Origin of the sequence: Bacillus cereus group sp. BfR-BA-01349 (genome assembly GCF_022663795.1) — a bacterium.
Lineage (GTDB): Bacteria > Bacillota > Bacilli > Bacillales > Bacillaceae_G > Bacillus_A > Bacillus_A cereus.
Window position 1 is genome coordinate 20,650 of record NZ_JAKUGE010000061.1, and the last position, 10,672, is coordinate 31,321.

The following is a 10,672-nucleotide window of genomic DNA, read 5'->3' on the forward strand; positions in this document are numbered from 1 at the left end:
TTTAATGCGTGCGGTAAACTGGAACAAAAAAGAAGATGATTTTAGTTTAATGTTTTGGAAGCAAAACATCGCTCAGTTTTGGACAGAAGAAGAAATTGCGGTTTCGTCTGACAAAAATACTTGGGTGCAATTATCGAAAGAAGAGCAAATTGCTTATAAGCGTGTATTAGGTGGTTTAACACTTTTAGATACGAAACAAGGTGGCGAAGGAATGCCACTTGTACTTGTTCATCTTGAAAATTTACAAGCGAAAAGTGTATTAGCTTTCATGGGAGCTATGGAAGAAGTACATGCGAAAAGTTATAGTCACATTTTCACAACACTAGCTACAGAAGAAGAGATTGATGATATTTTTGACTGGGTAGACAATCATCCGTTACTTGAGAAAAAAGCTGGTATTATTACTAGTTACTATCGTCGTTTATTAAAGCCTGAAGTAACAAAAAAAGAGTTATACATGGCAATGGTAGCAAGTGTGTTCTTAGAAAGTTACTTATTCTATAGCGGATTCTTCTATCCACTTTACTTAGCTGGTCAAGGAAAACTAACAGCAAGTGGTGAGATTATCAACTTGATAATTCGTGATGAGTCAATTCACGGCGTATTCGTCGGTATTTTAGCACAACAAATCTTCGCAGAACTTTCTGCAGAAGAGCAACAAGAAGTGCAAAAAGAAACACAAGAGTTATTAATGGAACTATATGAAATTGAAATGGCCTATACAGAAGAAATTTACACTTCTATCGGTCTTGTAGAAGATGTAAATCGTTTCGTTCGTTACAATGCAAATAAAGGGCTTATGAACTTAGGGCTTGAGCCGAAGTTTGAAGAAGAAGAAATTAACCCAATCGTTTTAAATGGTTTACGTACAGATACGAAAAACCATGATTTCTTCTCTGTAAAAGGAAATGGTTACGTAAAAGCAACGAACGTTGAAAAGTTAGCTGACGATGACTTCGTGTTTAACTTTTAATATAGGATTATAAAGAAAAACTGTCTTATTCATTGATAAGACAGTTTTTCTTTATAATTTTGTTTACATAACACTATTATTTTTGTATAGCGATTTATATTTGGGAAGTTCTATTCGTTTAACGGATAGAACTTTTTTGTAATTAAATGGGTATTTACAAACCTTTTGTATCGGTGTATTATTTAACTAGTACACCGATACAAAAGGAGGGAAGAAATGAAAATAGAGTTTTCTCCAAATACACCAATTTACATTCAGGTAATGGAATACATAAAAAAAGAGATCGTAACAGGACATTTATTACCTGGTGATAAAATTCCCTCGGTCCGTGAATTAGCGAGTGAATTACAAGTGAATCCAAATACGATTCAGCGTACATTTCAAGAGCTAGAACGGGATGGAGTTGTTGTCACACGTAGAGGAATGGGACGGTATGTAACGAATGAAGGGGAGAAAATTATGGAGCTACGAAAAGAGATGGCGAAAGAATTACTTCATTCTTTTATAGATGGAATGGACAATTTAGGTTTTTCAGAAGAAGAAATTCTTACAATTCTTCGTTCTTCATTACATGAGAAAAGGGAGGAGAGCGAATGACAGAGCTATTAAAAATAGAAAATTTATGGAAGAGATACGGATTAAAAGCAGTGATTCGTGAATTAAACATAGAGATTCCGGAAGGGAAAATCGTTGGGCTTGTTGGAGATAACGGGAGCGGGAAAACGACGTTATTGAAAATGATTGCAGGCTTGCAACACCCTTCTGAAGGTAGTATTACAATAGACGGTAAAAAGGTAGGATTACAGACGAAAGAAATCGTTTCATTTATGTCCGATAAGCCAATCTTTGATGATTGGATGACTGTAAAAGACGCTTTATTTTTCTACCGGGATTTTTACAATGATTTCGATATTCAAAAAGCGGTAGATACGATTGCAGAATTTAAAATACCGTTAGAAGAAAAAATTACAGCTTTATCAAAAGGTATGGTTGAAAAGCTTCAAATTATATTAACGTTTTCGAGGAAAGCGAAGTTATACGTATTAGATGAACCGCTTGGCGGGATTGATCTTGTTTCTAGAGAGCACATATTGAATCTCATTCTACAATTTTATAGAGAAGATTGTACGATACTAATCTCGACGCACTTAATAAACGAAGTTGAAAATATTTTTGATGAAGTGATCTTTTTAAAAGATGGGGAAATTGTATTGTATGAAAATGTAGAAGAGTTACGTTTTCAGAGAGGAAAAGCTGTTACAGAGGTGTTTAAGGAGGTGTTTAGTAGATGAAGCCGAGCTTAATATATATGTACAATATAAATAAAAAGCAAATAATTATTTCTTTGTTAACATTTATATTCGTTGTCGCTGTAGCTTTCGTAAGTTTGGGGAATTATATTAAGCAAGAATCAGGAGAAGTAAGACAAACAATTATAGTTAGTTTCGTTATTCTAGTATATATAACTTTTTTAGCAATGATAGTTATTCAGGCGGTGTCTGCATTTGGAAAAATGACTGAAAGCACATTATTTCGGTTAACATCGATATCCGGTAAAAAGATTGTTTTAGCAATATTGTTATACGCTGTAATTTATTTACTTATTTTCGAATTAATAGGATCTATTTTTTTATATGGTATTTCTATGAAAATAATAAAAGGTACAGAGCTCTATGAGGTATTATTTACTCAAAGTGTATTCAATCCACTAAAGCACCTCTTTAGTACTATGTTATATGTATTTAATTTATCAAGCATATTGCTAGTATTACTTTTTTCAGTAGCAAGCGTTAAAGTGTTTTCTTTGAAAAAGAAGAAGTTAAAATATCCACTGGTATTTTTCTTATTTTTACTAGTAACAAATTTATTAGGTACTATATATGGAATGTTGGGTGGTCTTGCACCTACTACGCCTTTAATAGCAAAGTTAGTATATATAGATGAACCATCAGAAGTGAATGTGTTTCTCTATCCAGAAAAACTTATGAATTTATATAGTATTGCTTTTTCAATCGGTATATTTGTTCTACTTATTTATATAACAGGTCGCATTATCGATAAAAAACTAGAAGTCTAAAGGAGGAATCAGCATTGGGAAACGTAGTAGTAAAGTTAGAGAATGTTCGAAAAAAGATTGGTGGAACGGAAATTATTCGTGGTTTATCATTTGAGGTTCGTGAAGGAGAAGTATACGGATTCCTTGGGCCGAACGGTAGCGGTAAGACGACGACGATCCGTATGATGACAGGTCTTATTTCAATGACAGAGGGCGATATTACAATTTGTGGACATAGTATTCGCTCGGAGCGTGAAAAGGCACTAGAGCAAATTGGAGCGATTGTAGAAAATCCTGAACTATATGATTATATGACAGGAATGCAAAACTTAAAGCATTTTGCGAATATGGCCATTACACCAATTAGTAAAGAGCGCATTGCTGAGATTATAAAGCTTGTTGAGTTAGAGCATGCGATTCATAAAAAGGTGAAAACATATTCACTTGGCATGAAACAACGTTTAGGAATTGCACAGGCATTACTTCATCAGCCGAAAATCTTAATTTTAGATGAGCCGACAAATGGATTAGATCCAGCTGGTATTCGCCAAATTCGTGATTATTTACAACGTTTAGCGAAAGAAGAGAATATTGCTGTAATCGTATCAAGTCACTTATTGAGTGAAATTGAATTAATGTGTGATCGCGTTGTTATTATTAAACAAGGTGAGTTTGTACAAGAGTACAACTTACATGAAAAAGTGAAACATGATGAGGCAGTCGTTGTAGCGTTTGAAGTAGATGAAGTTCAGAAAGCAAATGAAATCATTAAAGGCAAAGCAAAAGGGAATGTAATTGTAGCATCTGTAACAAAAGACAACATTCCACAACTTGTAAAAAAACTTGTTCATGCTGATGTGCTTGTATATGGCGTTACTGTTCAAAATAAAACGTTAGAGGATGAGTTCTTAGCGATTACTGGGGGAGTGAAAGCGTAATGTTTAAATTAATTCAAAATGAATTTTTAAAGTTGCATGCGAAAAAAGGTATGTATATTTTAATTGGTGTCATTGCGGCACTCGAAATTTTAGGTACTTTAGCAATGTTGAAGTGGGGAAAAGGTGATGAGTTTAAGGGGTCATATTTAGATTATGCAAACTCAGAGATTGGCTTAATTGTTTTATTTACAACGATTTTTGGGATTACACTTGCTGCCCGTACTCTTACTGATGAGTTCCAAAAAGGTACAATTAAACAATTGTTAATCCGTCCAAGAAAAAGACTTGCAGTTTTATTTTCTAAATATATTACAGTGTTATTAGCAATGTTATTTATCGTATTAGCTGGTATGCTAATTGCAATGATTATTGGCGGTATTGTAATGGATGGTAGTAAAACAGAATTAACATTAGGAATCGTAATGAAGTCCACTTTATATCAACTACTTTCACCGTTCTTTTTTGCAACACTTGCATTTTTCCTAGCAAATGTCTTTAGAAAATCTGTATTACCATTAATTATTACGATGTTCCTATTCTTCTTACAAGGTGCAATTAATATGGTATTAATAATGTTTGCAAAAGGTGTAGCGAAGTTTGTAGTATTCAACCATTTGGATTTAAGAGCTTACGATAGTAATAAATTAATCAATGGTGGAATGGAACCAACATTTACAGAATTTACGTTTACAACTTCATTATTACTTGTAGCTGCATACTTTGTTGTGTTACTTGTAGCATCAAGTGCATTATTCCAAAAACGTGACGTATTATAATAAAAGAAATCCCCGCTTGTAAAAACGGGGATTTTTATTACATAAATTTCTCTTAGATTGCAACCTGAAGAACAGCGATATGTTATTTTAAGAGATATGCTGTTTGAAATGATTTGAGAAAAATAGGAAGAATTTCAACTATATTCATATTATAATTTAGTTATCCTGCTATTTATAGGGAAAGGATTGCCTATAAAGTATTGATTAAAGTTTTATTGTATTTTTACTATCTTTGGGGGTGTTCTATATGCACTATGCATTTTCACGTATAAGGCTACGTAGCTTTTTTGGATGGATGATTATAGGGGTGCTCCTTATAGTCATCCCATTAGGTCTAGCAAATGTTTCTGAGAATACGATGGAGGTTATTTCACAAATAACTGTATTTTTTGTATTTCCGTTACTTTGGCTATACGTAAAAACAAATAAAAATAATATTGTATTTAACAGTTTTTTTTATAAGCCAGGACATTTACCTTGGGGATTAATTGTATTAGCAACGATAATGGGAATGATTTTTTCAGTTGGCATATCTCAGATTCAATTTTACATATTAGCACATACGTTACCTAATTTCTTAGTTACTATGCTAGAAGACGGAAATGTTATTAATACGAGTAACGTATATATGACGATATTTACTTTCATTTCAGCATGTGTGTTAGCACCTATTATGGAAGAGGTTATTTTTAGGGGATTTTTCTTACAGCGAATGGCTTATAAATGGGGAATTAAAAAAGCTGTAATTATATCTTCAATTATTTTTGGCTTAGGACATTTTGATGTTATTGGTGCGTTCATGTTTGGTGTCGTTATGTGTCTTTTATATATAAGGACACAAAATATATGGACGAATATAGCTGTGCACGCTCTAAATAATTTGATTGCAACAAGTATGCAATTTTTCGGTGGAGAAGAAAGTGGTACAATCTCAATTACTGAATTACAAGCGCAAAGTAATTTATGGATTGGTATTGGTCTTACAGTTGTTGGATTACTTTGGTTAATTCCTTATGTTTGGAAACAATGGCGTACAGTAAAAGAAGTTGGCGTGCCACCAATACGTTTTATAAATGAGCAAAAAGTAGTGAGTTCATCACAAGAAAATGAAGTGTATAGTCAAGTGATCGTAACCGATAGATTGATGGCCATAGAGTTACCAGATGAGGCTGTAAATAAGCTTCGGTTAGAAGAAAATGATTATGTAACAGTATCTGTAGAAGAAGATAAAATCGTTATAAAGAAAGCACATAATAGATAATTAAAAAGTAGCTCCTTAAGAGCTACTTTTTAATTTGTAATAATTTCCACGCGGAAATTATTACCGTTCTTTACATATTTAATATCTGTAACAGTACGGACCGTCTTTAAAATCTCCACTTTTTCACCAATTCGCGGGATGGTCGGAACGTTGTCCCAAATACCAAGCAAGTCATCTAATTGTGCCGTTTTTTCATAAAACCAGATTTTCAATGTAAAGCCCCTTTCTCGAACTTTATGTATTTTAATACATAATATATTATTTTTATTCTTATTGTAAGAGGTTTTTTGATGTTTTATGAATAAAAATAAATTAATCTTCTGGGAAGATATGTTCAATATCAGGAGTAAGAGATACTTCTGATAATACGATATGAGAAACTGTCGTTGCATATGAAGAAACATCATTGATAAATTCTTCAAGTTCAACGAGTGAAGGAACAGAAATTTTTACAATGTAGCATAAGCTTCCTGTTACTCGGTAACAAAAACTTGCAGATGGATAAGACTGAATAAACTGTTGCATACGTGTTGTATCACCATTTTTTAAAGTGATTTCTAAAATACAATCTAAAACGAGTCCTGCTTTTTTATAATCAATATCGATTGTGTATTTTTGAATAACACCTTCGCTTTCGAGCTTACGAACACGTTCTGAAGTAGATGGAGCAGATAAGTTTACTCGTTTCGCCAATTCACGCATAGAAAGGCGACTATCATTATATAATTCATTTAAAATTTTTCGATCAACACGGTCTAGTTGCATTTGTAAATATACCTCCAGTAAAATAATGATTTTTGTAAAGGAAAAATATAAATTAAGATTCATATGAAATGTAAAGTGAACGTTATTTATTTTACAATAAAACAGAAGGAAATAGGAGGGGAAATAATGGAGAGAATTTCATTATCAAATGTAGGAGATACAAAGTTTCAAAAGTTATTAGGGCATAATTCGGATATATTACATTCGTGGATTACGTTAGAAGATACACTGTACAATAAAGGAACTCTTTCAGCAGAGTTGAAGGAGCAAGTGAGAAGAACATTAGCGTATGGGAATGAATGTCCGTACTGTATGGCAAAGGGAAGACCTGATGATGTGCAAAGGGCAGAGGAGATTGGTGTAGCTGTTACTTTTGCGCATACATTTGTTCATGACCGAAAAGCAATAGATGATACTATGTTTCACGTATTAAAACAATATTGGACAGAAAAAGAAATTGTAGAGCTTTGCGCCTATGTTTGCTTTATTACTGCGTCACAACAACTTGGTTTTCTATTTCAATTACAGCCAAATTAAGGGGGAAATGATGACAAATCAAATAGCACTTATCATAATCGATGTACAAAAGGCATTTCAATTACCAGATTGGGGCGAGAGAAATAATATTTTTGCTGAAGAAAACATGAGAATTTTGTTAGAAGAATGGAGAAAAAGAAAGCGAGCAGTTTTTCATATTCAACATGTAAATAAAGAAAATGCTCAGTCAATGTTTTATGAGAGAGCGGAAACGGTAAACTTTAAAGAAGAAGTGCAACCACTACTTGGTGAAGTGGTTATTCAGAAATTCGTTAACAGCGCGTTCATTGGGACAAATTTAGAAGAACAATTAAGAAAGAACAAATGTAATACAGTAGTGATTGTAGGATTAACGACAAATCACTGTGTGGAAACTACGACACGAATGGCAGGGAATTTAGGATTTACAACATATTTAGTGAGTGATGCAACGGCTACTTTTAACCGTAAAGGTTTAGATGGTAAGGAGTATAGTGCAGAAGATATTCACAATATGACACTTGTAAATTTACATGAAGAGTTTGCTACGATTGTGACGACAAAAGAAGTATTAAAATTATTTTAAGAAAATAATTGCAAATTATGTAGAAAAAAATAAGAATATTTCGTATAATCTAAGTACAATCATTTTGAAAATAGGGGTGGCATCATATGGAGCAAATTTCAGTAAAGAAATTAGAAGAGGTACTTGTTGTAGCAGGGGATGATAAACAGAAGCAAAAGGAATTTTATGAATTGCTCTTATCTACTGAGTTTTATGTTGCTGGTTCACTAGAAGCAGAGGACGGGGCAACAGAGGGAATACTTCGTTTGCGTCATTTCCAAGGAGAAGGTAGATGGATCGTTCCGTTCTTTACACAAATGGAATTTGTAAAAGATGTGTTGCCAGAAGGAACGCCCCTTATTACGATACGTGGGAAAGAGTTATTTGGTAGCATTGAGAAAGATGCTACAGCTGTATTAAATGTTGGTACTGATATAAGTAAAACATTTATTCCAGAAAAAATTGCAGATATCTCATCTGGACGAATTTTTAATTATTATAAGTAAAAGGAAAAGCGTAATCGCTTTTCCTTTTTAATTTGAATATGGAGTGGCTATACCGGAAGAAATAGAGACTGTTTTATTATTCGTGTTTATTGTCGCTGTAGCTCCAAGTGGAATACCGATGTTTGGACTTATATGTCCAATTGGTAAACCGAATAGGACCGGTATATGATATGGTGCGAAATATTCATATAATATTGCTTGCAATGATTGAGATGGCTTTGAAGGAGTACAGTCGTGACAACTTGTGAAAATAACGCCCCTACATTCATTAAACTTTCCAGATAAAAGTAGCTGATTTAACATACGGTCAATGCGGTACGGTTCTTCACCAATGTCTTCAAGTAATAAAAGTGTATTGTCCGTATTTATCTCGTAGGGCGAGCCAATTATACTTGTTAACACAGCTAAATTTCCTCCAACTAACGTACCTGTAACTGTACTGTGAGAGCTAGGTACGATACATTCTGATGCAGATAAAATGGTTGAATACGGATGGAATAGCTGATTGAAAGAAGATAAAGAAAGAGAATCTACACCTTTCCCTAATTCTTCAACCATTGGGCCATGAAATGTCACAAGCTTTGCATAACGTGAAACAGCAGTATGTAAAGCTGTAATATCGCTATATCCCCAAAAGATCTTAGGGTTTTGCCGAATGATTTCATATTGAATGTGAGGGAGGAGACGAGCACTTCCGTAACCACCTCGTGCACAGAAAACGGCCTTCACTTCATTATTTATAAATGCTTCATGTATATCGTCAAGCCGAACTTGATCACTTCCGGCTAAAAATCCATATTTCTCGTAAACACTCTTCCCGATTATTACGGATAACCCCATCTCTTGTAATACATTCACACCTTTTAATACATTTTCGATTGTAGGTGGACCAGATGGTGCAATGATCATTACTGTATCACCTTGTTTTAATGCATCTGGATAAATCATTAAGCTCAGCCTCCTTCTCTTTCAATATATTCGCTTCATATGAAGTTCAACCCTTGCAAAAGCAGGGGAAAGCTTATCAAATAAAGAAGATATAAGGGAAATAGGAGGGGAAATGATGTTTACAAGTCGAGTAACAGACATATTAAAAATTGAGTATCCCGTTGTTCAAGCCGGTATGGCAGGCGCGATTACGACGCCAGAACTTGTTGCAGCAGTAAGTAATAGCGGAGGATTAGGGACGCTTGGAGCGGGCTATATGAGCCCAGAACAAATTCGTGAAGCGATTTATAGAATAAGAGAACTAACAGATAAGCCTTTCGGTGTTAATTTACTTGTAACGAAAGAGATACAAATAGAAGAAGAGAAGGTAAATGAGGCGAAAGTATTACTAAGCGGAGTGAATAGAGAATTAGGTATAGAAGTAGAAGGAACGTTAAAGCTTCCAAAAAGCTATAAGGAACAATTACAAGTGTTATTAGATGAAAAAGTACCGGTCGTTAGTTTTGCATTTCAAACGTTAGAAAAAGAAGAAATAAATGATTTAAAAAGAAGTGGAATAAAAGTTATCGGAACAGCTACCCATGTGAAGGAAGCGAAAGTACTTGCTGAGCTAGGAGTAGATATTATTATTGGGCAAGGTAGCGAAGCAGGAGGGCATAGAGGAACGTTTATTGGGAAAGAACGAGATGCTATGATTGGTACTTTTGCGTTAATACCTCAGTTAGTAGGGGTTATTCCGCATATCCCAATTGTCGCAGCAGGTGGTGTAATGAACGGACAAGGGCTTGTTGCGGCATTGGCACTAGGAGCAGAAGGTGTTCAAATGGGATCGGCCTTTTTAACAAGTGAAGAGAGTATTACGCACGATGTGTATAAAGAAGCGGTTTTACATAGTACAGATACGAGCACAACTGTAACTCGTGCGTTTTCTGGGAAATATGCGCGGGGTATTCGGAATGAATTTATAGAGAGACATGAAGGAAAAGAAGAAGGGCTGCCGATGTATCCAGTGCAAAACGTATTAACTTCTAAAATACGCCAAGAGGCAGCGAAGCAAAATAAGGAAGAATATATGTCACTTTGGGCAGGACAGGCAGCATCATTAGCTCGAATCGAATCAGCTCAGCATGTAGTGGAGCGAGTTATGAAAGAAGCAGAGAATGCAATCGAACAATTACAAAATATATACAAAAAGACCACTTGAGTAATTTGAACTGAACCCAAAAAATTAGACAAATATATTAAGCAGCTACTAAGGATTGAACTCTGTATTGCAAAGGGGACAATCCTTTTAGTTTTGTTTTAATTCTTTTGTGATTGTAGTAATGAATATAAGTTTCTAGTTCTTGCTTAAATTGTTCCATACTT

General features: G+C 34.3%; 15 protein-coding genes. 11 read left to right on the forward strand and 4 right to left on the reverse strand.

Features of this window, described 5'->3' with window-relative positions; all coding sequences use genetic code 11:
• Window positions 1–4 precede the first annotated feature (4 nt).
• The 7 genes from nrdF (at window position 5) to MR169_RS24485 (ending at window position 6,004) form a co-directional block, all read left to right on the forward strand.
• Complete coding sequence (gene nrdF / locus MR169_RS24455) at window positions 5–973, forward strand: class 1b ribonucleoside-diphosphate reductase subunit beta (protein ID WP_001203029.1); 969 nt, start codon at window positions 5–7, stop codon at window positions 971–973.
• A gap of 216 nt (window positions 974–1,189) precedes the next feature.
• Entirely contained in the window at window positions 1,190–1,570 is a 381-nt protein-coding gene (locus MR169_RS24460) for a GntR family transcriptional regulator (RefSeq protein WP_000687513.1), read from the forward strand.
• Complete coding sequence (locus MR169_RS24465) at window positions 1,567–2,265, forward strand: ABC transporter ATP-binding protein (protein WP_000137710.1); 699 nt, start codon at window positions 1,567–1,569, stop codon at window positions 2,263–2,265. The genes MR169_RS24460 and MR169_RS24465 overlap by 4 nt, the downstream gene beginning before the upstream one ends.
• A complete protein-coding gene (locus MR169_RS24470; protein ID WP_242320174.1) occupies window positions 2,262–3,050 on the forward strand; it encodes an ABC transporter permease in 789 nt (262 codons plus the stop codon). The genes MR169_RS24465 and MR169_RS24470 overlap by 4 nt, the downstream gene beginning before the upstream one ends.
• Before the next feature lie 14 nt (window positions 3,051–3,064).
• Window positions 3,065–3,967: an ABC transporter ATP-binding protein gene (locus MR169_RS24475; RefSeq protein WP_000528786.1), complete on the forward strand. Its 903-nt coding sequence runs from the start codon at window positions 3,065–3,067 to the stop codon at window positions 3,965–3,967.
• Window positions 3,967–4,743: an ABC transporter permease gene (locus MR169_RS24480; protein WP_000475427.1), complete on the forward strand. Its 777-nt coding sequence runs from the start codon at window positions 3,967–3,969 to the stop codon at window positions 4,741–4,743. Before MR169_RS24475 ends, MR169_RS24480 begins: the two co-directional genes overlap by 1 nt.
• A 247-nt stretch (window positions 4,744–4,990) precedes the next feature.
• Window positions 4,991–6,004: a CPBP family intramembrane glutamic endopeptidase gene (locus MR169_RS24485; protein WP_098616838.1), complete on the forward strand. Its 1,014-nt coding sequence runs from the start codon at window positions 4,991–4,993 to the stop codon at window positions 6,002–6,004.
• A 29-nt stretch (window positions 6,005–6,033) separates the two neighbouring features.
• On the opposite strand, the gene MR169_RS24490 is transcribed toward MR169_RS24485, so the two are convergent.
• Entirely contained in the window at window positions 6,034–6,216 is a 183-nt protein-coding gene (locus MR169_RS24490; protein WP_000707107.1) for a DUF3913 family protein, read from the reverse strand.
• 100 nt (window positions 6,217–6,316) lie between these two features.
• Window positions 6,317–6,769: an Lrp/AsnC family transcriptional regulator gene (locus tag MR169_RS24495; protein ID WP_001175505.1), complete on the reverse strand. Its 453-nt coding sequence runs from the start codon at window positions 6,767–6,769 to the stop codon at window positions 6,317–6,319.
• 126 nt (window positions 6,770–6,895) lie between these two features.
• Between MR169_RS24495 and MR169_RS24500 the strand changes: the two genes are divergently transcribed.
• From MR169_RS24500 to MR169_RS24510, 3 genes are all read left to right on the forward strand, one after another.
• Window positions 6,896–7,306 carry a carboxymuconolactone decarboxylase family protein gene (locus MR169_RS24500; protein WP_000439747.1) on the forward strand — a complete coding sequence of 137 codons (411 nt, stop codon included), beginning with the start codon at window positions 6,896–6,898 and terminating at the stop codon, window positions 7,304–7,306.
• A 10-nt stretch (window positions 7,307–7,316) separates the two neighbouring features.
• Window positions 7,317–7,871: a cysteine hydrolase family protein gene (locus tag MR169_RS24505; RefSeq protein ID WP_142345272.1), complete on the forward strand. Its 555-nt coding sequence runs from the start codon at window positions 7,317–7,319 to the stop codon at window positions 7,869–7,871.
• Window positions 7,872–7,957: 86 nt separating this feature from the next.
• On the forward strand, window positions 7,958–8,356 hold the full coding sequence (locus tag MR169_RS24510; protein WP_242320175.1) for an SseB family protein: 399 nt from the start codon (window positions 7,958–7,960) through the stop codon (window positions 8,354–8,356).
• 27 nt (window positions 8,357–8,383) lie between these two features.
• Here MR169_RS24510 and MR169_RS24515 read toward each other — a convergent pair whose 3' ends face one another.
• On the reverse strand, window positions 8,384–9,304 hold the full coding sequence (locus MR169_RS24515; RefSeq protein WP_098616836.1) for a S66 peptidase family protein: 921 nt from the start codon (window positions 9,302–9,304) through the stop codon (window positions 8,384–8,386).
• A gap of 115 nt (window positions 9,305–9,419) precedes the next feature.
• On the opposite strand from MR169_RS24515, the gene MR169_RS24520 reads away from it, so the two are divergent.
• Window positions 9,420–10,508 carry an NAD(P)H-dependent flavin oxidoreductase gene (locus MR169_RS24520; RefSeq protein ID WP_098616835.1) on the forward strand — a complete coding sequence of 363 codons (1,089 nt, stop codon included), beginning with the start codon at window positions 9,420–9,422 and terminating at the stop codon, window positions 10,506–10,508.
• A 37-nt stretch (window positions 10,509–10,545) separates the two neighbouring features.
• On the opposite strand, the gene MR169_RS24525 is transcribed toward MR169_RS24520, so the two are convergent.
• A partial coding sequence (locus tag MR169_RS24525; RefSeq protein ID WP_242320176.1) for an IS3 family transposase occupies window positions 10,546–10,672 on the reverse strand: 127 nt, incomplete at its 5' end.

Bases quoted from the DNA above. Each gene is read 5' to 3' on its own strand.
- nrdF (WP_001203029.1), top strand. From the start codon at position 5: ATGCGTGCGGTAAACTGGAACAAAAAAGAAGATGATTTTAGTTTAATG.
- MR169_RS24460 (WP_000687513.1), top strand. From the start codon at position 1,190: ATGAAAATAGAGTTTTCTCCAAATACACCAATTTACATTCAGGTAATG.
- MR169_RS24465 (WP_000137710.1), top strand. From the start codon at position 1,567: ATGACAGAGCTATTAAAAATAGAAAATTTATGGAAGAGATACGGATTA.
- MR169_RS24470 (WP_242320174.1), top strand. From the start codon at position 2,262: ATGAAGCCGAGCTTAATATATATGTACAATATAAATAAAAAGCAAATA.
- MR169_RS24480 (WP_000475427.1), top strand. From the start codon at position 3,967: ATGTTTAAATTAATTCAAAATGAATTTTTAAAGTTGCATGCGAAAAAA.
- MR169_RS24485 (WP_098616838.1), top strand. From the start codon at position 4,991: ATGCACTATGCATTTTCACGTATAAGGCTACGTAGCTTTTTTGGATGG.
- MR169_RS24495 (WP_001175505.1), bottom strand. From the start codon at position 6,769: ATGCAACTAGACCGTGTTGATCGAAAAATTTTAAATGAATTATATAAT.
- MR169_RS24500 (WP_000439747.1), top strand. From the start codon at position 6,896: ATGGAGAGAATTTCATTATCAAATGTAGGAGATACAAAGTTTCAAAAG.
- MR169_RS24505 (WP_142345272.1), top strand. From the start codon at position 7,317: ATGACAAATCAAATAGCACTTATCATAATCGATGTACAAAAGGCATTT.
- MR169_RS24510 (WP_242320175.1), top strand. From the start codon at position 7,958: ATGGAGCAAATTTCAGTAAAGAAATTAGAAGAGGTACTTGTTGTAGCA.
- MR169_RS24515 (WP_098616836.1), bottom strand. From the start codon at position 9,304: ATGATTTATCCAGATGCATTAAAACAAGGTGATACAGTAATGATCATT.
- MR169_RS24520 (WP_098616835.1), top strand. From the start codon at position 9,420: ATGTTTACAAGTCGAGTAACAGACATATTAAAAATTGAGTATCCCGTT.